We start from the raw sequence: 19,562 nt of genomic DNA, 5'->3' as shown, positions 1-19,562 counted from the left end.
GGGCCGTTGGTGTATTTGCGGCATGTGCGGTCTAGCAAAAAGAGCGACAAAAAATCGTAGATGTGTGAGGCAAGGCCCAGCTTTGGGTTAAGCCGTGGGGGCGTGGCCTGGGCAAAATAAAGAGTGGCCCCCGCATCCCACTGAAGAGATGAAAGGCCACTCAAGTTTGAAGCGCGCAACCACTTGCGCTTTCCGGGACTGCGAACTTAATCCCAGCCGGCTCGAGAGGTGGTGGGTTTTAGCCCAAATCCCTCGAGAACCCCAGTATAGAACTGGCATCAGTTAAATCAAGCATTTTCTGACCCAATCGTCACAATATAGAAACCGTGAGACTGGCGAAGATGGAGGATACGGGCACTCGATCAGGGAGCGAAAAAATCTTCGTGGCGCTGCCGACACGGACTATCGAATGCGAAAACCCGCCTCGGAAGGCGGGTTGTGTTGGTCGGGATAACAGGATTTGAACCTGCGACCTCTTCGTCCCGAACGAAGCGCGCTACCAAGCTGCGCCATATCCCGGTGGTATCTCGGACTGTTGTCCGCGGTACTCGAAACACAATACCCCTGGGGTTCGGTTTGGCCAAAACGGCAGGTTGTGTGCGTTTTGTTGCCGGTGTGGGGGCGTGGCGGTGGCGCGGTGGCGGCGTGGCGGTGGCGCGGTGCGGCGCGGTGCGGCTTGGATCCAGCGCCACAAAAGACGATATCGGGATTTGCGTCCTCGTTTTTGCAAAAGCCCAGGTCGCGTTCCGGGAAAATCGCCAAATCCCGATATCGTCTTTTAGGCAGTTCGCGCGACCTGCGGCGGAGCAGGCAGAGCAGACGGAGCAGACGGAGCAGACGGAGCAGGCAAAGCAGCGGAGCGGCAGACGAACGGACGGGCCGACCAGCCCGCAACCGACCAGCCCGCAACCGACCACCCCGCAGCCGGTCTACCCGCGCTCGACGACCCGGATCAGCGATGCGGACGGCGGGCAGAACAGGCGCACGGGTGCGTACTTGGACTGGCCGAGCCCGTTGGATACCTCCATCCACATGCGGCCGTAGCGGTGGAGGCCGGAGGCGCGTTCGCGGTCGATGTCGGCGTTGGTGACCAGGGCGCGACCACCGGGTAGGCAGATCTGGCCGCCGTGGGTGTGGCCGGCCAGGGCGAGTTGGTAGCCGTCGGCTTCGAAGGCGTCGAGTACGCGCCGGTAGGGGGCGTGGAGCAGGCCGATGGCCAGGTCGGCGTCGGGGTTCGGCGAGCCGGCGATGGATGGGTAGTCGTCGAGGTCGTGGTGCGGGTCGTCGACACCCGCCAAAGCAAGGCGCACGCCGGAGGCTTTGAACTCCAGGCGGTTATGGGTGGCGTCGTGCCAGCCGCGCTCCATGAACGCGGCGCGCATGCCTTCCCACGGCAGGTCCACGTACGACGGCTCGCGCTTGGCGCCGGTGAGGTACTTCAGCGGGTTGACGGGGCGCGGGGCCCAGTAGTCGTTGGTGCCGAAGACAAACGCGCCGGGGCGGTTGAGCAGCGGGCCGAGGGCGTCGAGCACCCAGGGAACACCGCCGAGGTCGGAGAGGTTGTCGCCGGTGTTGATCACCAGGTCCGGGTCGAGCGCGTCCAGGCCGGAGACGAACTCCACCTTTTCCTTCTGTCCGGGGATCATGTGGAGGTCGGATACGTGGAGGATGCGGAACTCGTTACGCTCGCGCAACACGCCTGGCTCCAGCAGTGGCAGGGTGTATTCGCGCAGTTGGAAGTTGTTGCGTTCGGTGTACCCCCAGGCGAGTGCGGAGGTTCCGGCGGCGAGGGTGGCTGCGGCGGCTTTCTTCAACGTCTTCACTCGCACCACTGTAATCTCGCAGGCATGAGTGCATTGAAAGACCAGATCCGCGCAGACCTCAAGGAAGCCATGAAGGCGAAGGAGAAGGAGCGCACCGGCACGATCCGTATGCTGCTTGCGGCGATCCAGACCGCTGAGACCGAGGGGTCGAAGCATGAGGTGGATGATCAGGAGATTCAGAAGATCATCGCGCGTGAGATTAAGAAGCGTCGCGAGTCCGCCGAGATCTACCAGACCAACGGCCGCGACGATCTCGCCGAAACCGAGCTCGCCGAGGCGAATATCCTCGAGGCGTACCAGCCGAAGCAGTTGACGGACGAGGAGCTCGCAGTGCTTATCGACGACACCGTGGCCGAAACCGGCGCCACCTCCATGGCACAGATGGGGCAGGTCATGAAGGCCGCCACCGCCAAGGCCGCCGGCCGTGCTGATGGCAAGCGCATCTCCGAGGCTGTCAAGGCCCGCCTGAGCTAGCCAGCCGCGTTAGTTGTTGCCGAAGGCGTTGGCGATGGCGTCGCGGGCGTCGTTAAGCGATTGCTCGATGCCGCTGAAGTCCGGCGCCGGTGGGGCAGCGGGGCTCGGGGGAGCAGACGGGGACGGGGATGGGCTCGGCGCGGTGCTGGAGGGGGCCGAGCCGTCCGAGACGTTCAGGGTGATGGTGGAGCCGCGCGCGAGCGACTCGTCCGCCGGGGTGATGGACACAACCTGGCCGGCCGGGGCACCGCCGCCCGGCACCGTCTTCAACACGACCTTGTAGCCCTGGGCCTCCAGCTGGGATTTCGCGGCGGAGGAGTACTGGCCAACCACGGAGTCCACGGCCGCGCGGCGCGCACCAGTCTGGTACTTCGCGCTCGCCGCCGGAAGGCCTGAGGCCGCGCCGGGCACACCCGCGGCGGCCTGGAACCAGGTGTTGGCTGCCTCGTTGCCGCCGAAGAGGTTGCCCACGCCGCACTGGCGGACCGGGGCGGTGCACAGCGGGGTGGTTTGGGTGCCGTCGTTGAAGATGTACGGCGCCGCCGACATGCCCAGCGTGAAGCCGAGGAACGCGGAGGACTGGTGCGACTCGGTCGTGCCGGTCTTCGCGGCGGTGGGTGCGCTCCAATGGTTGCGTTTTGCGGCGTCGGCGCCGGTGCCGTCGACAATGTCGTGCGACATGCCGGCAGCCAAAGCGGCGGCGATCTCCGGGTCGATGGCTTGCTCGCAGGCAGGACGGTCGATGAAGACCTCACGGCCGTTCTTATCGGTCACGCTCGCGATCGGGTTCGGCTCGCACCAGCGCCCGTTGGAGGCCAAGGTGGCGCCCACGTTGGACAGTTCCAGCGCGTTGACGGCCAAGGGGCCGAGGGTGAACGAGCCCATGTTTTCTTCCTTGGCGGCCTGGGCGATGGAGCGGCCGTCCCCAAACGAGTTGTCGTCCTTGTAGGAGCGCAGGCCCAGGCGCACCGCAAGATCCACGACCGGGGCAACACCGACGGTCTGAATCAGCTCAATGAAGGTGGTGTTCGGCGATTGTGCAAGCGCGTCTTGCAGGCTCATCTTCGGTGCATAGACGCCGGCGTTTTCTACACAATATGCACCCGGCGGACAGTTCGCGGCGCCGCCTGCGCCCATGCCGTACACCACGGAACGCGCCGGTGTGTTCAGCATGGAGTTCAGCCCGTAGCCCTGCTCAAGCGCGGCGGCCGCGGTGAAGATCTTGAATACGGAGCCTGCACCGTTGCCCACCAACGACACAGGCTGCGGCAGGATCGTCTGGCTTTGGTCCAGGTCCAGGCCATAGAAGCGGGAAGACACCATCGCCTTGATGTTGCGCGAGTCCGCGCCGGGCTCCACAATGTCCAACACCTGCGCCACGCCTGCGGTGTGCGGGCTGACGTTGTTGCGCACCGCGTTGAGTGCGACCTGCTGGATGTTCGGGTCGAGCGTGGTCTTGATGGTGTAGGACCCGTTTTTGATGGTGTCCAGGTCCAGGCCCTTTTCCGCCAGGTAGCGCAGGGCGTAATCGCACATGAAGCCGTTGTCGCCGGCGGTGATGCAGCCTTCCGGCAGTGTTTTCGGCTTGTCCAGAATGCCCAACGGGGCGCCCGCCCAGCGGTCGGCCTCGGACTGCTCGATGTAGCCCTGAGCGGCCATGTTGTTGAGCACTACGTTGCGACGACGCACCGCCCCTTCCGGGTTCGTATACGGGTTGAGCGCCTCCACCGACTGCAGCAGGCCCACCAGCATCGCAGCCTGGGCCGGGTTGAGCTTGGCGGCGCTGGTGTCAAAGTAGGTCCGGGCGGCGGCCTCGATGCCAAAGGAGTGCTGACCAAACGACACCAGGTTCAGGTACCGGGTAAGGATCTCGTCCTTCTCCAGCGTCTTGTCTAGATCGGATGCCATGCGCATTTCGCGCAGTTTGCGGGGGATGGACTGCTCGGTTGCGGCGAGGGCTTCCTCTTCGTTTTCCGCGTCGATGAGCCAGAGGTAGTTCTTCACATACTGCTGGTTCACCGTGGACGCGCCCTGCTCCACACCGCCGGCCAGCACGTTGGTCACCAGCGCGCGGGCAAAGCCCTGCATATCCACGCCCTCGTGGACGTAGAAGCGGCGGTCCTCCGTAGAAACCAGCGCGTCCTTGGCGTACTGCGAGATCTGCTCGCTGGGCACCTCATAGCGGCGCTGTTTGAAGATCCACGCCATGGGTTTGCCGTTGACGTCCGTAATCGTGGTCACGCCCGGCACGTCGCCGTGGGTGAGGTCGGAGAGATTGGACTGCATGGTCTCGTCGGTACGCGCAATTGCGGCACCCCCAAGACCTGCGATCGGCGCCAGGCATAACGCCATGACAAGCGCTGATGCGACGACGGCGACCAGCAGGTTTCCTAAGCTTTTCAGGGCAGACACGCCAACACCTTAATTCAATCTGTGGCGTGGGGGAATACCATGCTCCCCCCAAAAATGTGATGCATTCGACATGGAATTTCCTGTGTGATTCCATTTACATGGGATCGCTAATATGCGGTCGATTGTATAAAAGGAGTCCGCTCCGCTTCCGGATAGGGATAGGACGTCTAAGGAGACGCACGATGACCACGAGTTTGAAAAAGGCACCGGCAACCAACCTGCGACCGACCACCTCCAAGAAGTGCGACTCCACGGGAACACTGGTCTTCGACCGTGGCGAGTGGGTCACCCAGGCCCAGTGCCGCGGCGGCGACCCGGATGCACTCTTCGTTCGCGGTGCCGAGCAGCGCAAGGCAGCAGCCATCTGCCGCGCCTGCCCGGTGATGACTGAGTGCCGCGCAGACGCACTGGATAACAAGGTGGAATTCGGCGTATGGGGAGGCCTGACCGAGCGTCAGCGCCGCGCAGTACTGCGTAAGAACCCGCACGTGAAGGACTGGGCAACCCACCTGTCCAGCGGCGGCGAAATTATTGGCCTCTAGGTAGGGTGAATCCCATGAAGAAATGGGAATACGCAACCGTTCCGCTGTTGTCGCACGCCACCAAGCAGATTCTGGATTCTTGGGGTGAGGACGGCTGGGAACTCGTCGCAGTCACCCCGGGTCCGAACCCGGACAATGTTGTCGCCTACATGAAACGAGAGGTTGAGTAAATGGCACAGTGGTCTGAGCGCCTGAAAGAACTGGGCATTGAACTTCCGACCGTGGCCGCACCCGTGGCCGCATACGTCCCAGCAACACGCACCGGCAACCAGGTGTGGACGTCCGGCCAGCTGCCATTTGTGGACGGCAAGCTGCCGGCCACCGGCAAGGTTGGCGCCGAGGTACCCCAGGAGGATGCATACGGCTACGCCCGCCAGGCTGCGCTGAACGCGCTGGCTGCAGTGGACGCACACGTGGGCATCGACAACGTCGCCCGCGTGGTCAAGATCGTGGGCTTCGTGGCCTCCGATCCGGCATTCACGGGGCAGCCCGCCGTGATCAACGGTGCATCCGAACTGGTGCAGGAGATCTTCGGCGAAGCCGGTGCACACGCACGTTCCGCAGTCGGTGTTGCTGTCCTTCCGATGGACACCCCGGTTGAGGTTGAGATTGTCGTGGAGCTCGAAGGCTAGTTTGCCCATCGGCGCAGCCGTGACGGGGTAGGGTGGGAGCCATGAAACATCCCGCATACAGCCAGCTGCGCCCTGTGACCCCCAACGCCGCGGTGGTCCTGGTGCCGAACCCCAGCTACGCGGCGCTCGAGGGCACGAACTCTTGGGTGATCCGAGGTGAGGGCGACGAGGCGAGCATCGTCGTCGACCCGGGCCCGGCCGATGAGGGCCACCTCAACGTGCTGCAGGCAAAGGCCGACAAGGTCGCCTTGATTCTGTTGACTCACCGTCACCACGATCACGCAGACGGCGCGGAACGGTTCCGCCAGCTCACTGGCGCACCGGTCCGCGCCCTTGATCCGTCCCATACCTCCGGCGCTGAGCCGCTCACCGACGGCGAAGTGATCTCCGTTGAGGGGGTTACCCCGCGCGTGAAGGTCGTCGCTACGCCGGGCCACACCAGTGACTCTGTGTGCTTCTTCGTCTACCCGGGCGAAGACACCGACGGTAAGCCGGAAGGCATCATCACCGGCGACACCATTGCGGGTCGCCACACCACCATGATCTCTGAGACCGACGGTGATCTGGGTGCGTACCTGGACACCCTGGAAATGCTCGAGGAAAAGGGCAAGGGTGTCATGCTGCTTCCAGGCCACGGCCCGGAAGGTGAGGACCTGTCTGCGTACGCCCGCAAGTACATCGATCGCCGTAACCAGCGCCTGGATCAAATCCGTCAGGCACTGAAGGAGCACGGCGATAACGCGGACATCAATACGCTGGTCGATGCGATTTACGACGATGTCGACCCGGTCCTGCGCGGTGCCGCAGAACAGTCGACGCGTGTGGCGTTGCGCTACCTCAACGCCAAGTAGCGGATTCTCGACCCGCCGCGGGCGCCTCCGTTAGCGCGCGCGGCGAGCGAGGTGCTCAGTGTTAACAATGAGCACGCTTTTACCCTCCAGGCGGATCCAGCCGCGGTGAGCGAACGTGGCCAATGCCTTGTTCACCGTCTCACGCGACGCGCCCACAAGCTGGGCGATCTCTTCCTGGGTGAGGTCATGGTTGACGCGGAGCGCGCCACCCTCATGTACACCGAAGCGGTTTGCCAGCTGCAGCAAGGTCTTGGCTACGCGGCCAGGCACGTCGGTGAAGATCAGGTCTGCCAGCGACGCGTTCGTGCGGCGTAGGCGGCGGGCCAGCACGCGCAGCAGCTGCTGGGAGATCTCCGGGTGGTTGTCGATCCACTCGCGCAGCATGGTGGAGTCCATGGTGGCGCAGGTGACGTCCGTGACGCAGACTGCGGAGGAGGTACGCGGGCCGGGGTCGAAGATGGAGAGCTCGCCGAACATGTCGGACGGGCCCATCACGGACAGCAAGTTTTCGCGACCGTCCGGCGCATGGCGGGCAAGTTTAATTTTGCCTTCGACGATGATGTAGAGGCGATCGCCGGGCTCGCCTTCGTCGAAAATCGTGGTGCCCTTCGGGAAATCCACGGTGTCCATATCGTTGATCAGCGCGGCGACCGCGTCAGGGTCGACGCCCTGAAAGATGCCGGCGCGGGCAAGAGTGTCTTGAACGCCTTCCATGAGTCCTCCTCAGACTGTCGCTCACGCATTCTGCGTGGGATTGGTCACGAACGGTGCCATTAGCGGTGACCGTCACACAAACTGGAACTCTACCAGCTCAACTAATCAGTGGGATAGTCTTTCCGCGACTGGGAACTGTGCTAGCCGATGACCGCTGCTTCCACATGCTCCATGAAAAGCGGAAACACCCCGAGCACAAGCGGATTCAGCGCCACAAGCAAAAAGGTCATACCCATAGTGTACGGCTAGCATGTTGGGCATGGCCGCTTCGACCTCTCCATTGAAACATCGCCGCCCAGGCGCTCATCCCGCCGCGAAGGGGAAAGAGACTCCGATCGGGCGTAAGCGCAGGGCACGCCGTATTAACCGCACGTTGGCGGCAGCGTACCCGGATGCGCACGCGGAGTTGGACTTTACTAACCCGCTGGAGTTGCTCGTTGCTACGGCATTGTCCGCGCAGACCACGGACGTGCGGGTGAACATGGTCACCCCGGCGCTGTTTGCCAAGTACCCCACGGCCGCCGACTACGCGGAGGCCAACCAGGCAGAGGTGGAGGAGATTATCCGCTCGACCGGGTTTTACCGCTCCAAGGCGGCGAACCTGATCGCGATGGGCCAGAAGCTGGTCACCGATTTTGGTGGCGAGGTGCCCGAGAAGCTCGAGGACCTGATCACCCTGCCCGGGGTGGGCCGCAAGACGGCGCATGTGGTGCGCGGCAACGCGTTCGGCTACCCGGGGCTGACGGTGGACACGCACTTCCAACGCCTGGTCAAGCGCATGATGCTCACGGAAGAGACGGATCCGGTGAAGATCGAACACGCGATCGCGGAACTGATCGAGCGCCGCGAGTGGACCATGTTCTCCCACCGCATCATCTTCCACGGCCGCCGCGTCTGCAACGCCCGCAAACCGGCCTGCGGCGCTTGCCCGATCGCGTTCGACTGCCCCTCCTTCGGCGTCGGCCCAACCGACCCGGAGGAAGCCGCCGAACTGGTCACCGGGCCCGAGCGCGACCACATTTTGAGGATGGTGGGCCTGTGAAGCGCACAATCTGGGTCAGCGTCGCCGCGATCGTTGCGGTGACTCTTCTGGTCATTGCGGGTGCCAGGGCGTTGCTTGTCGACGACGCCACGCCCCCGGCTGGCGACGGTGTCGTCGAGAAGCAATCTGCCCCGGTGACTGGACGTCCGGACTGCCCGGAAGGCGCAGTCGGCGGCGTGGACCTGGCGTGCCTAGGCGGCGAGGCCGCCGGCGCGCAGCAGGAGATCACCGTGGCCAACGTGTGGGCGTGGTGGTGCGAACCGTGCCGGGCGGAGTTGCCTGTGGTGGAGGAGTTCGCCCGCGCGCACCCCGAGTACACCGTGGTGGGCGTGCACGCGGACCGCGATGGGGCGCGCGGCGCGGCGTTGTTGGAAGACCTCGGCGTGGACTTGCCGAGCTTTGAGGACGACTCCAACGTGTTCGCCGGCACGCTCGGCCTGCCGCCGGTGGTGCCGCTGACCGTCGTGTTCCGAGGCGAGGAAAAAATCGGCGTGTTTGCCAAGGAATTCACCTCAGCCGAGGAGCTGGCCGAGGCCGTGCGCGGGGTGCTGTGATGGTTGCCGTGCAGCCGGAACGGGCACCGGTGTGGCTGCGGGGGCTCGTGGATAAGCTACGCGCTGGCGAGGGCGATGCGCGGGTCAAAGCGATGCTGGGCCCGCGCGTGCCGCAAACGCCGGGGGAGGACCAGGCGGCGGTGCTCATCGTGTTCGCTGGCGACCCGGACGCGGAGGAACTGCCGGAGGACGCTCGGGTGCTGATCACGCACCGCACCCCGTCTATGCGCAGCCACTCCGGCCAGATGGCGTTTCCGGGCGGGCATATCGACGCCACAGATACAGGCCCGGTGGCGGCGGCGTTGCGCGAGGCGTACGAGGAGACGGGGCTGGCCCCTGAGCGGGTTGTGCCGCTGGCGGTGATGGGGCAGGTGAAAACCGGTGGCAGCCGCAGGCTGGTGCGCCCCGTGGTGGCGTACGCACCCGACCCGGGTGAGGTGTACCCGGCAAGCGAGCTCGAAACCGACGACGTGTTCTTCGTTCCCGTCCGCGACCTGGTGGATCCGGCCAACCGCGCGAAACTCGGCTGGAAGCACTGGACCGGTCCGACGTTTTGGGCCCGCGACTATCTCATCTGGGGTTTTACCGGAATCCTGCTGGCGGTCGTGCTGGAATTAGCCGGCTGGGTGCGCGCCTGGGACGAGCTTCCGGGCGATCTTTACGAGGCGCTGGCCCGATCCCGCAACCGCGAGCTGTAACATTTGCGGAATGCACCTGGTCGTTGACGTTCTGCTTGGGCTTGCCGTCGTCGCTGCGTTTGTCAGTGGCTGGCGCCAAGGTGCGTTTTCGGCTGTGATCTCCGCAATCGGCATCATCGCGGGCCTCGTGGTGGGGCTGGCGGTGGCGCCATTGCTTCTCGACGTCACCGAGTCCCAACCCATCCGCATCACGCTGCTGCTGTCGGTGGTGGTGCTCTTCGTCGGCCTGGGCAACCTGCTCGGCGTGACCCTCGGGGGCAACTTGCGGGCGCGGGTACGCAGCCGCCTGACGCGTTTCGTGGATTCGGTGGTGGGCGCACTGTTCCAATCGGTCGCACTGGCGCTGGTGGTGTGGTTTATCTCAATCCCGCTGGCGTCGGCGGTGCCTGGCGAGTTGGGCGACGGGATCCGCAACTCGCACATCCTGGCCAAAATCCACGACACCGCTCCGGAGAGCGCCGGGAAACTGCCCGCGAAATTCGCAGCGCTTCTCGACGAGTCCGGCCTGCCCCCGCTCGTTTCCCCCTTCCAATCCCCGCACGGCGCCCAGGTGGACGCACCCGATAACGCGGCGCTTCGTCCCGAAGTTGTGGAGGCGGCCCGCCCGAGCGTGGTCCACGTCATGGGTGATGCGGAGAGTTGCCGCCGCCGGCTCATGGGCTCCGGCTTCGTGTTTGAGGATGGCTACGTGCTCACCAACGCGCACGTCGTCGCCGGCACCGAGCGTGTCTCCCTGGACACCGTCGTCGGCGTGAAGCCGGCGGATGTGGTGCTCTACGACCCGGATACCGACATCGCGGTGTTGCACGCCCAGGGCTTGGGTCTGCCGCCGCTGCGTTGGGCTGCACGCGAGCTGCAGCGTGGCGACGACGCCGTGGTCATGGGCTACCCCAAATCCGGTCCCTTCGAGGCCGCACCGGCGCGCATCCGCAGCCAACTGACCATCGCAGGGCCGGACATTTACACCACCGGTCGCGTGGAGCGCGAGGCCTACACCATCCGCGGCGACATCCGCCAGGGCAACTCCGGTGGCCCGCTGCTCACCCCGGCAGGGGAGGTCGCCGGTATGATCTTCGGCGCGTCCCTGGATGCCTCAGAAACGGGTTACGCGCTGACTGCACACCAGGTGCAGCAGCGCGTAGGGGATGTGACCAGGCTGAACGGTGTCGTCGATACGCAAGCCTGCGTCAGCGGTTAGCGGCTGGTGTAGAGCCCAGCCTCGTTTTTGGTCAGGTTCTTCTGAGCCTCGCCCGGCTTCAGGTTCTTCAACTCGTTGACCGAGCTGATGGTGCGCTCCGGAGCCTTGATCTTCTTGACCTTCTTCAGGCCAACCAGCGCGAGCAGGCCAGCCAGGGCGATCATGATGAGGAAGACGATCAGGAATGCCCAGCCGCGGTGCATCCAGGATGCGAGCATCTCCGCGAACGCGAAGAAGAGGAAGAACGAGGAGTACAGCGCAATCACGCCGGCGACGCCGAACAGGCCACCGCCAACGGCGCCCTTCTTCACCTCGCCCATGACCTCAGCCTTGGCCAGCTCGATCTCGCCGCGGACCAGGGTGGACACCTGCTCCGACGCGTTAGAGATCAGCGTGCCGATGGACTGCTGGCCCGGCACCGTCACATCGGTATCGCGCAGCGGAATCGAATCCACCTTGGCGGTTACGGCGGTCGAGCCGCTGGTGTACAGACCTTCGTTGCTCACTGTTTACTCACCTTCCTGGGTGGCTATGCATGAGGCACCCTGGGAAGGTGCCTGGAATTCTCCCAACGATGTTAGCGACACATCACAGTGTTTGCCTGAATCGGGGTGAAACATAACGTCACGCGCTGCGGCGCTTGTCGCCAGATTTGCCGGAGACCGCACGCGCGATGAGCACCCCAGCCACCGCCAACGCCGTCACGCCGGCGATCACGCTCGCGCCGATGCCGACCTCGCGGGCGTTCGGCATCTGGATCAGCGGCTCCGGGTTTTTAAAGGTCCGCACCTGCCAATCGTGTGACAGTGCGTGCTTGCGAAGCGCCCGGTCCGGGTTCACCGCCACCGGGTTGCCCACCAGTTCCAGCATTGGAATGTCCGTGGCGGAATCGGAGTAGGCGTAGCTGCGCTCCAGGTCGTAGTCGTGGTCGGCGACAAACTGGCGCACAGCCTCCGCCTTCGCCCCGCCCTTGAGGTAACGGGTGATCTCACCGGTGAGCTTGCCGTCCTTCTCCGCGAGTTCGGTAGCCACGACCGTGTCTACGCCGAGTTCGCGCGCGATCGGCTCAACCAGAATTGATGCAGAGGCGGAGATGATGATGACGTCGTGGCCTTGGGCGCGGTGGTCGTCGATAAGTTCGCGCGCTTCGGCGTAAATCGCGGGCGTGACCACGGTGCGCATCGTTTCTTGGGTGATGCGCTGGACGTCCTCGATCGACCAGCCTTCGATGAGTTGGGCGAGCGAATCGCGCGTGGCGTCCATCTTCTCGCTGGAATGGCCGACCAGCATGTACTGGGCTTTGGTTAGGTAGAGGTCCCACGCCTCTTGTCGCGTGATCATTCCGTTGTTGCGGAATTCTTTGCCGAAGGCGAAGGCGGAAGACGTCGCGATGATCGTCTTGTCCAGGTCGAAAAACGCCGCCACCGGCCGTGTGGGAGACATGCTTTAGCAGTCTAGCCCCACTTTGCTGGTGGGGCAGTGTAGGCCCGCTGTGAAAGAAGTCAACGTTTGTGACGAGTTGTCCACAGGCGATTTGTTGAAATGTCACCCAGATTGCGAGTTGTCCACAGGGTGGTTGCCGTATTTGCGCTGGTGAAAAACACTTATTGGCATGACACGCACACACCCACATGCCGGCCCGATCGTGGTGGCGGTGGCAGACCCAGCCACCCACTCCGAGGCCGTCCACCTCGCCGCCGCGACCGGCCGCCAAGTCATCGACACCGCCGATGCCGCCGAGCTCTCTCGCTGCGCGCCCAAAGCATTCGCAGTGCTTATCGACGACACCCGCGCCCCCGAACTTCCCCCACCCCACGGGCCGAACGTGTTCCGCGTCGGTGGGGAGCTGGTCGATTCAGCCGAGCGGGTCTTCGTCCTGCCCGCCGAGGCCGCGGACCTCCTGCGCGCCATTGGCGCCCTTGTCGTGCAGCCCGCGGCGATGGCGGCGCGCGGGAAGGTGATCACTGTCGTCGGCGCATCCGGTGGGGCAGGGGCGTCCACCCTGGCAGCCGCGCTGTGTCGGGTGGCGGCGCGGGGTGACTCGGCAACGCTGCTCGACGGGCACTGGCTCTCCGGCGGGCTCGACCTGCTGCTTGGCATCGAGCACGTCCCCGGCGCGCGGTGGGGCGAGATCGACTTCGGTGAGGGCACTGTTGCGCGCACCGACGTGCGCCGCGCGCTGCCCGCCACCGCCGACGACATCGCGGTGCTGACCTTTCCGCGCCAGCGCGTGGCGGACCCGTTCCGGCTGGAGGCGGCCGCGTTGGAGCACGTCGCCGGCGCCGTCGGCGGGGCAGGGCTGACGGTGGTGGATGCGCCCGCCGCGCTGATTCCCGGCCGCAGCGACCTGGTCGTCGTGGTGGTCGTGCCCGAGGTGCGCTCAGTTGCCGCCGCGACCCGTATCGTCGCCGAGTGCGCCGCCGCCGGTCTGCCGTGTGTGGTGGTTGTGCGCGATAGCGCCTGGGCCGCGCTGACCGACGAGGAGATCGCGCATACCACCGGCGCCACCGTGCTCACCCACCTGCCACACGTGCGCGGGCTGACTCGCACGGTGGAGAAGTCCGGCCTGCCCGCGCGTGTGCCCCGTTCGCTAGCCGCCTGCGCCAATGCGGTGCTCGAGGAGGTGGCCTAAATGATCGACCGCGACCTCATCGCCCGCGTCAAGCGCCGCCTCGCCGACGAACCCACCACCCCGGAGCCTGCCCGCATCGCAGCCCTCATCCGCGAAGAGGCCGTGGTGATCAGCGACATCGGCGTGCTGGATGTGATGCGCACACTTCGCGACGACACCACCGGCACCGGACCCCTCGAAGCACTGCTTGCCGACGACACCGTCACCGACATCTGCGTCAACGGCCCCAACTGCGTCTACGTCGACTCGGGCGCGGGCCTGGAACGCTCCGCGGTGCGCTTCGAATCCGAAGCCGCCGTGCGCCGGCTCGCCTCCCGCCTGGCCGCCAGTTGCGGGCGCCGCCTCGACGACGCGCAACCGTTTTGCGACGGCCACATCACCCGCGACGACGGCACCCTCCTACGCTTCCACGCCGTGCTCGCCCCAACCGCCCAGGCCGGCACCTGCATCTCCCTGCGCGTGCTGCACACCGCCTCTGCCACCCTCGACGACCTGGTGGCGCGAGGCGCCCTGAGCGGTGAGGTTGCGGAGGTGCTGCGTGGGGTCGTCGCAAAGCGAAAAGCGTTCGTGGTGGTCGGCGGCACCGGCTCCGGCAAAACCACGCTGCTGTCCGCCCTGCTCGCGGAGGTCGACCCGGCCGAGCGCATCGTCGCCATCGAAGACACCCTGGAACTCACACCCGACCACCCGCACGTGGTCAACCTGACCACCCGCGGGGCGAACTCCGAGGGCGCCGGCGAGATCACCATTGCGGACCTGGTGCGCCAGTCGCTGCGCATGCGGCCCGACCGCGTCGTGGTTGGCGAGATCCGTGGCGCCGAAGTCGTCGACCTCCTCGCGGCCCTGAACACCGGCCACGACGGCGGCGCCGGCACCCTGCACGCCAACTCGATCGCCGAGGTCCCCGCCCGCTTCGAAGCGCTCGCCGCGCTGGGCGGGCTGGATCGCGCCGGGCTGCACGCCCAACTCGCCGCAGCTATCGACGTGGTCATCGTGGTCAAACGCCACCCCGACGGCACACGCCGCCTGAGCCAGATCGGCGTGCTCGACGGCCAACCCGTGCGCGCCAAGGTGGTGTGGGACGCCGACGCCGGCCCCGCCGACGGTTACGAGGAGCTCCTGTCATGACCACGCTGTTGCTTCTCGCCGGCGCCGCTGCCTGCCCGCCGCCTGCCCCGAGTGCTCGCATCGCGCCGCGCTCGTTGGCTGTTCCACCTCGCGTTGCTATCCCGCTGGGCATCGGTGCCGTGGTGCTCGCTGCCCTAGCGTTCGACCGGGCCAGCCTGGTCATCGCGCTAGCGATGGGTGCGGCGACGGTGGTGTGGGTTGTAGATACCCAACGGCGCGCCCGCGTCGCCTCCAAGCGCACCGAAGCGGTTGCCACCTTCCTCGGCCACCTTGGCACCAACGTCGAAGCCGGCGCGCCACTGCACGCCGCGTTAGAGCGCACCGCCGAACACGCACCGCGCGAGATCGCCCGCGACGTCGCACACCTCATCCACCACGTCAGCACTGGCACACCGCTTGCCGCCGAGACGGACGAGTTCGCCCGCATCGCCCCGCTGTTCGCACTGTCGGCCAGCAGGGGAGTGCCGCTGTCGCGTCTGGTCGCCGCCGCGCGCGACGACATCGACCACACCCGACGCCACCGCGCCGCCACCAACGCCGCGCTTGCCGGACCCAAAACCACCGCGGTTGTGCTCGCCCTGCTGCCGTTCGCCGGCCTGCTCATGGGTGCGGCGATGGGTGCGAACCCGCTCGCGCTGCTCACCGGGGGAGGCCTCGGCGGAGCGCTGCTCACTGTCGGCACCGCGCTGGTGTGCGCCGGTGTGATCGTTTCCCAACACATCATCCAAGGAGCCACCACATGATCGCCGCAGCCCTGCTCATCGCCATCGCGCTCGCCGTCAGCCCCACGCAGCCCGCCCGGCGCGTCACCCGCCAGGTGCCGCCCACGCCGAAGACCCCGCGCGACGGACCCGACTACGCGCTGCCGGACCGCTGTGCCGCCGACATCACCCTGTTCGCCGCCTGCTTCGAGGCCGGCCTGCCGGTCAGTGCCGCAGCCGCCGCGGTTGCCGAAACTCACGACGGTGACCGCAGCCCGTGGCACACCGTCGCAGCGCTGCTCGCGCTCGGGGTCGAACCTGAGCGTGCTTGGTCGGAACTCCACGCCATTCCCGGCGGGGAGGACTTGGCCAGTCTCGTCGCTATGACGCACGCGTCCGGCGCGGCGCTGGCGCAAGGGTGCGAACGTATCGCCTCAAACCTGCGTGCCGACGCCGCCGACCATGCCAAAGCCAAAGCGGAACGCGCCGGCGTACTCATCGCCATCCCGCTCACCGCGTTTTTCCTCCCGGCGTTTTTCGTCCTCGGGCTCGCGCCTGTGGTGATCAGCCTCGGGAGCAACCTCATCAACTTCTGAAAGGAACAATCATGACTCGCATTTCCACCTTCTTCATCCAGCGTTTGCGTAACGACGCCGGAATGTCAACCATCGAATATGCTTTCGGTTCGTTGGCGGCAGCTGCCCTTGCCGGGGTGCTGTATCTCGTGGTCAACGGCGACGGGGTCGTTTCCGCGATTGAGAACGTGATCACCAGCGCCCTGACCAACACCCCGGGCTAATGACCACGATTGAAACGGCGCTTTCGATGGCCACGCTCGTGGTGGTCACGGCTGCGATCGTGGGCGGCATTGCCACGATGTCCGCCTACATCGCCGCCGTGGACATCGCCGGTGCTGCTGCCCGGGCGCACGCCATGGGGGTGGATTACACCGCCCCGCGCGGCGAGGTGAGCATGCACGAGTCCGCAGGCCTGGCCACCGTTACCGCCGCCGTACCCGCCCCGATTGGCACCATGCGCGCCACCGCGGTCTTCCCCGTGGAGTTCTAATGCGCAGATTGCTTATCGACGACACCGGCTCCGCCACCGTCACCACCACAGGCATCATCACCGCAGTGGTCTCCTTGGCCCTTGCGGTGGTGGTCACCGGGGCCCGCACCGCCGACGCACACCGCGCTCGCGTGGCCGCGGACCTTTCCGCCGTCGCCGCAGCCACCGCGCTGTACCGTGGCGCCGATGCCTGCACCTGGGGCAACGCCACCGCCAACCACAACGGCGCTGAGGTCACCTCGTGCGAGTTCGTCGAAGGCGACGTCATCGTGGCCGTGCGGCTGCGCCACGCCGAAGCGACCGCCCGCGCCGGGCCGTAATGGCTAGCCGGTCAGCCAGTCATGCTCACCAGCGCGCCGAGCAACTTCAGTGCGGCGTGCTTATCCAGTGGCTGGTTGCCGTTGCCGCACTTCGGCGATTGCACGCAGGACGGGCAGCCGTCCTTACAGCCGCAGGACCGCACCGTTTCGTAGGTCGCGGCGATCCACTCGTGGAAGCGGGCAAAGCCCTCGTCGGCAAAGCCCGCGCCGCCCGGGTGGCCGTCGTAGACAAACACCGTGGGCAGCATGGTGTCCTGGTGCAACGCCGTGGACACGCCGCCGATGTCCCACCGATCGCACGTGGCCAAAAGGGGCAGCAGGCCGATCGCGGCATGCTCCGCGGCGTGCAGCGCGCCGGGGATCTCGCCAGCCGTAATACCCAGTTTGTCCAGCACCATCGGGTCGATCGTGTACGCCACCGCGCGGGTGACTAGGCGTTGCTCGGGCAGGTCGAGGGGGATGTGTTCGGAGACGGTGCCGTCGGCAAGCCGGACGACATAGCCGGTGACACGGTCGATGACCTCCACGTCCACACTGGCCACCCACAGTCCCGGCGACGGGTTTTCCAGATCTGTCGGCTCGCCAAGGATCGTGATGTCGGTCGTGGAGCGCGCCTGCGTGGAGTAATCCGGCCGCTCCGGCGCCACCAACGCCACGTAATCGTCCAGGTCTAGCGACTGCACCACAAAGTATTCGCCCTGGTGGATGTACACCGCGCCGTCGTGCACCTGGCTCATCGCACGCCCCGCATCTACGGTGCCCAACAGCCGCCCGTCGGTTACATCGACGATCATGACTTCCTCACCCACGCCTCCGCGAATGCTTACCGACGAATGCGCCGTCTCCGGAGTGACCTCCCCCTCCAACTGGGGCACCGCAAACCACCCCTGCGGCCGGCGGCGTAGCAACCCCTCGGCGGTGAGGTCGTTGACAACGTCGGTGGCGTTGAAGGCGGCGACGTCGTCGTCGCTAAGCGGACGCTCCACCGCTGCGCAGTACATGTGCCCGCGCAGGATGTAGGGGTTGGCCGGGTTGAACACGCTGTTTTCTACCGGCCGGCCCAACAGTGCTTCGGGGTGGTGAACCAGGTAAGTATCCATCGGCTCGTCGCGCGCCACCATCACCACCACGGAGCCCTGGCCGCGCCGGCCTGCGCGCCCGGCCTGCTGGCGAAACGACGCAACCGTGCCCGGAAACCCCGCCATGACCACCGCGTCCAGGCCCCCGACGTCGATGCCAAGCTCAAGCGCGTTCGTCGTGGCCACGCCAAGCAGATCGCCGTTATCCAGACGCTGCTCGAGGGCGCGGCGATCCTCCGCGAGATACCCCGCACGATACGAGGCGACGCGTTCGGCGAAATCGGCACGGCCCGCCACCACCAGGTCCTCCTGGGCGCGCATAGCCACCGTCTCCGCCGCGCGGCGCGAGCGTACAAACGTCAACGTGCGCGCACCCTGCAACAGCAGCGTGGACATGATCGACGCGGCCTCCGTCGTCGCCGGATACCGCACCGGCGCGCCGTTTTCGCCCTCGGCGCCCTCGATAAACCCCGGCTCCCACAACGCGATGGTGCGCTCGCCGGTGGGCGCCGCATCTTCCGTCACCGCAACAACCTCGCGCCCGCACAGCCGCGACGCCTGGCCCGCAGGATCCGCCGCGGTCGCCGAGGCGAAAATCAGCGTCGGCTCAGACCCGTACGCCCTCGCGATCCGCAGCAACCTGCGCAGCACCAACGACACATTCGCCCCGAACACACCCCGGTAGATGTGGCACTCGTCCACCACTACGAACTTCAAATGGCGCAGCAGCCTCGCCCAACGCTCGTGCGCACCGAGCAGGCCCGCGTGCAGCATGTCCGGATTCGTAAACACATAGCGCGTGTGCTCCCGGATACCCGCCCGCGACTCCTGTGGCGTATCCCCGTCATACGGCGCCGGGTGTACCGACGACAGCGCCGCATTCCCCCGCGTCATGGCAAGCGTTGCCTGCAACTGGTCCGAACCCAACGCCTTCGTCGGCGTCAGATACATCGCGCACGCCTTCGGATCCGCCGCCAACGCGGAAAGCACCGGCAACTGATAGCCCAACGACTTTCCCGACGACGTGCCCGTCGCCACCACCACATCCCGGCCCGCCCACGCCAACTCCGCGCACTGGGTTTGGTGGGCGTAGGGGAGGGTGATGGCGTCGTCGATAAGCATCTGCTTCAACCCCGGCTCCACCCACTCGGGCCACTGTCCAAACACCGCGAGACGAGCCGGCTCATGCTCCACATGCGTCACCGTCGCAGCAGGGAAACGCTGCGCAAGCACCGAAACGAGCTCATCGCCAAAACCAGAAACCATGATGGTGAGCCACTTTAGCCGGGCCAAAGCAGTGCCCCCGACAACAAATCGTGGCAGACTGGGCAACGGTCACAGATTTTGTGTGCGCCTCATCAGGTGCTCGCGAGGATTGTGCACGCGGGCACCAGGACCAAACAGGCCCTGGTGGACGACAAAAACATGCAACATTTTGAAAGGTTTCACCATGGCAACCGGAACTGTTAAATGGTTCAACGCCGAAAAGGGCTTCGGCTTCATCGCACCCGACGACGGCTCCGCCGACGTCTTTGTCCACTACTCCGAAATTCAGGGCTCCGGCTTCCGCACCCTCGAAGAAAACCAGCAGGTCGAGTTCGAGGTCGGCGAAGGCGCCAAGGGCCCACAGGCCCAGCAGGTTCGCGCCCTCTAAAACAGCGCGAATCCCCCGGACGGTACACCCGCCCGGGGGA

The 19,562-nt window shown here is 65.8% G+C and carries 23 protein-coding genes and 1 tRNA gene; 17 read left to right on the top strand and 7 right to left on the bottom strand.

What is annotated here, in order from left to right; translation table 11 throughout:
- Window positions 1-442: 442 nt before the first annotated feature.
- Window positions 443-519, bottom strand: a tRNA-Pro gene (locus HMPREF3145_RS01830).
- 410 nt (window positions 520-929) lie between these two features.
- Entirely contained in the window at window positions 930-1,814 is an 885-nt protein-coding gene (locus HMPREF3145_RS01825) for a metallophosphoesterase (RefSeq protein ID WP_371325689.1), read from the bottom strand.
- Between the two features lie 33 nt (window positions 1,815-1,847).
- Here HMPREF3145_RS01825 and HMPREF3145_RS01820 point away from each other — a divergent pair, with 33 nt between their 5' ends.
- Window positions 1,848-2,297: a GatB/YqeY domain-containing protein gene (locus HMPREF3145_RS01820; RefSeq protein ID WP_070421554.1), complete on the top strand. Its 450-nt coding sequence runs from the start codon at window positions 1,848-1,850 to the stop codon at window positions 2,295-2,297.
- A gap of 9 nt (window positions 2,298-2,306) precedes the next feature.
- Here HMPREF3145_RS01820 and HMPREF3145_RS01815 read toward each other — a convergent pair whose 3' ends face one another.
- The gene (locus HMPREF3145_RS01815; RefSeq protein ID WP_070421553.1) at window positions 2,307-4,709 is read right to left on the bottom strand and encodes a transglycosylase domain-containing protein; all 2,403 of its coding nucleotides are present in this window, start codon (window positions 4,707-4,709) and stop codon (window positions 2,307-2,309) included.
- A gap of 182 nt (window positions 4,710-4,891) precedes the next feature.
- Between HMPREF3145_RS01815 and HMPREF3145_RS01810 the strand changes: the two genes are divergently transcribed.
- Genes HMPREF3145_RS01810 through HMPREF3145_RS01800 form a run of 4 tightly spaced genes read left to right on the top strand, consistent with a single transcriptional unit; the run spans window position 4,892 to window position 6,734 of the window.
- Window positions 4,892-5,251 carry a WhiB family transcriptional regulator gene (locus HMPREF3145_RS01810; protein ID WP_070421552.1) on the top strand — a complete coding sequence of 120 codons (360 nt, stop codon included), beginning with the start codon at window positions 4,892-4,894 and terminating at the stop codon, window positions 5,249-5,251.
- 14 nt (window positions 5,252-5,265) lie between these two features.
- On the top strand, window positions 5,266-5,421 hold the full coding sequence (locus HMPREF3145_RS11610; protein WP_092101229.1) for a Sp36 family protein: 156 nt from the start codon (window positions 5,266-5,268) through the stop codon (window positions 5,419-5,421).
- Complete coding sequence (locus HMPREF3145_RS01805; RefSeq protein ID WP_070421551.1) at window positions 5,422-5,883, top strand: RidA family protein; 462 nt, start codon at window positions 5,422-5,424, stop codon at window positions 5,881-5,883.
- A gap of 41 nt (window positions 5,884-5,924) precedes the next feature.
- Window positions 5,925-6,734, top strand: a complete 810-nt coding sequence (locus tag HMPREF3145_RS01800; protein ID WP_070421550.1) for an MBL fold metallo-hydrolase — start codon at window positions 5,925-5,927, stop codon at window positions 6,732-6,734.
- Between the two features lie 30 nt (window positions 6,735-6,764).
- Here HMPREF3145_RS01800 and glxR read toward each other — a convergent pair whose 3' ends face one another.
- Window positions 6,765-7,448, bottom strand: coding sequence for a CRP-like cAMP-activated global transcriptional regulator GlxR (gene glxR, locus HMPREF3145_RS01795; protein ID WP_070421549.1), 684 nt, complete (start codon window positions 7,446-7,448; stop codon window positions 6,765-6,767).
- A 250-nt stretch (window positions 7,449-7,698) separates the two neighbouring features.
- Between glxR and nth the strand changes: the two genes are divergently transcribed.
- Genes nth through HMPREF3145_RS01775 form a run of 4 tightly spaced genes read left to right on the top strand, consistent with a single transcriptional unit; the run spans window position 7,699 to window position 10,940 of the window.
- A complete protein-coding gene (nth, locus tag HMPREF3145_RS01790; RefSeq protein WP_070614333.1) occupies window positions 7,699-8,490 on the top strand; it encodes an endonuclease III in 792 nt (263 codons plus the stop codon).
- On the top strand, window positions 8,487-9,044 hold the full coding sequence (locus HMPREF3145_RS01785) for a TlpA disulfide reductase family protein (RefSeq protein WP_070421548.1): 558 nt from the start codon (window positions 8,487-8,489) through the stop codon (window positions 9,042-9,044). Before nth ends, HMPREF3145_RS01785 begins: the two co-directional genes overlap by 4 nt.
- The gene (locus HMPREF3145_RS01780; protein WP_083279330.1) at window positions 9,044-9,742 is read left to right on the top strand and encodes an NUDIX hydrolase; all 699 of its coding nucleotides are present in this window, start codon (window positions 9,044-9,046) and stop codon (window positions 9,740-9,742) included. The genes HMPREF3145_RS01785 and HMPREF3145_RS01780 overlap by 1 nt, the downstream gene beginning before the upstream one ends.
- 10 nt (window positions 9,743-9,752) lie before the next feature.
- On the top strand, window positions 9,753-10,940 hold the full coding sequence (locus tag HMPREF3145_RS01775) for a MarP family serine protease (protein ID WP_070421547.1): 1,188 nt from the start codon (window positions 9,753-9,755) through the stop codon (window positions 10,938-10,940).
- Here HMPREF3145_RS01775 and HMPREF3145_RS01770 read toward each other — a convergent pair.
- On the bottom strand, window positions 10,937-11,446 hold the full coding sequence (locus tag HMPREF3145_RS01770) for a phage holin family protein (protein ID WP_070421546.1): 510 nt from the start codon (window positions 11,444-11,446) through the stop codon (window positions 10,937-10,939). The two genes, HMPREF3145_RS01775 and HMPREF3145_RS01770, sit on opposite strands and share 4 nt — an antisense overlap.
- Before the next feature lie 118 nt (window positions 11,447-11,564).
- A complete protein-coding gene (locus HMPREF3145_RS01765; protein WP_070421545.1) occupies window positions 11,565-12,383 on the bottom strand; it encodes an HAD family hydrolase in 819 nt (272 codons plus the stop codon).
- Window positions 12,384-12,552: 169 nt separating this feature from the next.
- On the opposite strand from HMPREF3145_RS01765, the gene ssd reads away from it, so the two are divergent.
- From ssd to HMPREF3145_RS01730, 7 genes are read left to right on the top strand one after another with little or no spacing between them, the layout of a single operon-like run.
- The gene (gene ssd, locus HMPREF3145_RS01760) at window positions 12,553-13,572 is read left to right on the top strand and encodes a septum site-determining protein Ssd (RefSeq protein ID WP_070421544.1); all 1,020 of its coding nucleotides are present in this window, start codon (window positions 12,553-12,555) and stop codon (window positions 13,570-13,572) included.
- A complete protein-coding gene (locus HMPREF3145_RS01755) occupies window positions 13,573-14,700 on the top strand; it encodes a TadA family conjugal transfer-associated ATPase (RefSeq protein ID WP_070421543.1) in 1,128 nt (375 codons plus the stop codon).
- A complete protein-coding gene (locus HMPREF3145_RS01750) occupies window positions 14,697-15,443 on the top strand; it encodes a type II secretion system F family protein (protein ID WP_083279329.1) in 747 nt (248 codons plus the stop codon). Before HMPREF3145_RS01755 ends, HMPREF3145_RS01750 begins: the two co-directional genes overlap by 4 nt.
- Complete coding sequence (locus HMPREF3145_RS01745; protein WP_070421542.1) at window positions 15,440-15,997, top strand: type II secretion system F family protein; 558 nt, start codon at window positions 15,440-15,442, stop codon at window positions 15,995-15,997. Before HMPREF3145_RS01750 ends, HMPREF3145_RS01745 begins: the two co-directional genes overlap by 4 nt.
- 11 nt (window positions 15,998-16,008) lie before the next feature.
- Entirely contained in the window at window positions 16,009-16,200 is a 192-nt protein-coding gene (locus HMPREF3145_RS01740) for a DUF4244 domain-containing protein (RefSeq protein WP_070421541.1), read from the top strand.
- The gene (locus HMPREF3145_RS01735; RefSeq protein WP_070421540.1) at window positions 16,200-16,469 is read left to right on the top strand and encodes a hypothetical protein; all 270 of its coding nucleotides are present in this window, start codon (window positions 16,200-16,202) and stop codon (window positions 16,467-16,469) included. The genes HMPREF3145_RS01740 and HMPREF3145_RS01735 overlap by 1 nt, the downstream gene beginning before the upstream one ends.
- On the top strand, window positions 16,469-16,789 hold the full coding sequence (locus tag HMPREF3145_RS01730) for an Rv3654c family TadE-like protein (protein WP_070421539.1): 321 nt from the start codon (window positions 16,469-16,471) through the stop codon (window positions 16,787-16,789). Before HMPREF3145_RS01735 ends, HMPREF3145_RS01730 begins: the two co-directional genes overlap by 1 nt.
- An 11-nt stretch (window positions 16,790-16,800) precedes the next feature.
- On the opposite strand, the gene HMPREF3145_RS01725 is transcribed toward HMPREF3145_RS01730, so the two are convergent.
- Entirely contained in the window at window positions 16,801-19,134 is a 2,334-nt protein-coding gene (locus tag HMPREF3145_RS01725; protein ID WP_070421538.1) for a DEAD/DEAH box helicase, read from the bottom strand.
- A gap of 184 nt (window positions 19,135-19,318) precedes the next feature.
- On the opposite strand from HMPREF3145_RS01725, the gene HMPREF3145_RS01720 reads away from it, so the two are divergent.
- Entirely contained in the window at window positions 19,319-19,522 is a 204-nt protein-coding gene (locus tag HMPREF3145_RS01720) for a cold-shock protein (RefSeq protein WP_070421537.1), read from the top strand.
- Window positions 19,523-19,562 lie beyond the last annotated feature (40 nt).

Origin of the sequence: Corynebacterium sp. HMSC05C01 (assembly GCF_001807155.1) — a bacterium.
Taxonomy (GTDB): domain Bacteria; phylum Actinomycetota; class Actinomycetes; order Mycobacteriales; family Mycobacteriaceae; genus Corynebacterium; species Corynebacterium coyleae.
The sequence above is the reverse complement of the archived record's forward strand: the minus strand, read 5'-3'. Positions and strand labels throughout refer to the sequence as shown.

Excerpts from the sequence above, each read along its gene's own strand:
- HMPREF3145_RS01735 (WP_070421540.1), top strand. The coding sequence starts at position 16,200 with ATGACCACGATTGAAACGGCGCTTTCGATGGCCACGCTCGTGGTGGTC.
- HMPREF3145_RS01820 (WP_070421554.1), top strand. The coding sequence starts at position 1,848 with ATGAGTGCATTGAAAGACCAGATCCGCGCAGACCTCAAGGAAGCCATG.
- HMPREF3145_RS01745 (WP_070421542.1), top strand. The coding sequence starts at position 15,440 with ATGATCGCCGCAGCCCTGCTCATCGCCATCGCGCTCGCCGTCAGCCCC.
- HMPREF3145_RS01725 (WP_070421538.1), bottom strand. The coding sequence starts at position 19,134 with ATGGTTTCTGGTTTTGGCGATGAGCTCGTTTCGGTGCTTGCGCAGCGT.
- HMPREF3145_RS01750 (WP_083279329.1), top strand. The coding sequence starts at position 14,697 with ATGACCACGCTGTTGCTTCTCGCCGGCGCCGCTGCCTGCCCGCCGCCT.
- HMPREF3145_RS01775 (WP_070421547.1), top strand. The coding sequence starts at position 9,753 with ATGCACCTGGTCGTTGACGTTCTGCTTGGGCTTGCCGTCGTCGCTGCG.
- HMPREF3145_RS01810 (WP_070421552.1), top strand. The coding sequence starts at position 4,892 with ATGACCACGAGTTTGAAAAAGGCACCGGCAACCAACCTGCGACCGACC.
- HMPREF3145_RS01720 (WP_070421537.1), top strand. The coding sequence starts at position 19,319 with ATGGCAACCGGAACTGTTAAATGGTTCAACGCCGAAAAGGGCTTCGGC.
- HMPREF3145_RS01730 (WP_070421539.1), top strand. The coding sequence starts at position 16,469 with ATGCGCAGATTGCTTATCGACGACACCGGCTCCGCCACCGTCACCACC.
- HMPREF3145_RS01765 (WP_070421545.1), bottom strand. The coding sequence starts at position 12,383 with ATGTCTCCCACACGGCCGGTGGCGGCGTTTTTCGACCTGGACAAGACG.
- HMPREF3145_RS11610 (WP_092101229.1), top strand. The coding sequence starts at position 5,266 with ATGAAGAAATGGGAATACGCAACCGTTCCGCTGTTGTCGCACGCCACC.
- glxR (WP_070421549.1), bottom strand. The coding sequence starts at position 7,448 with ATGGAAGGCGTTCAAGACACTCTTGCCCGCGCCGGCATCTTTCAGGGC.
- HMPREF3145_RS01755 (WP_070421543.1), top strand. The coding sequence starts at position 13,573 with ATGATCGACCGCGACCTCATCGCCCGCGTCAAGCGCCGCCTCGCCGAC.
- HMPREF3145_RS01805 (WP_070421551.1), top strand. The coding sequence starts at position 5,422 with ATGGCACAGTGGTCTGAGCGCCTGAAAGAACTGGGCATTGAACTTCCG.
- HMPREF3145_RS01800 (WP_070421550.1), top strand. The coding sequence starts at position 5,925 with ATGAAACATCCCGCATACAGCCAGCTGCGCCCTGTGACCCCCAACGCC.
- nth (WP_070614333.1), top strand. The coding sequence starts at position 7,699 with ATGTTGGGCATGGCCGCTTCGACCTCTCCATTGAAACATCGCCGCCCA.
- ssd (WP_070421544.1), top strand. The coding sequence starts at position 12,553 with ATGACACGCACACACCCACATGCCGGCCCGATCGTGGTGGCGGTGGCA.
- HMPREF3145_RS01780 (WP_083279330.1), top strand. The coding sequence starts at position 9,044 with ATGGTTGCCGTGCAGCCGGAACGGGCACCGGTGTGGCTGCGGGGGCTC.
- HMPREF3145_RS01740 (WP_070421541.1), top strand. The coding sequence starts at position 16,009 with ATGACTCGCATTTCCACCTTCTTCATCCAGCGTTTGCGTAACGACGCC.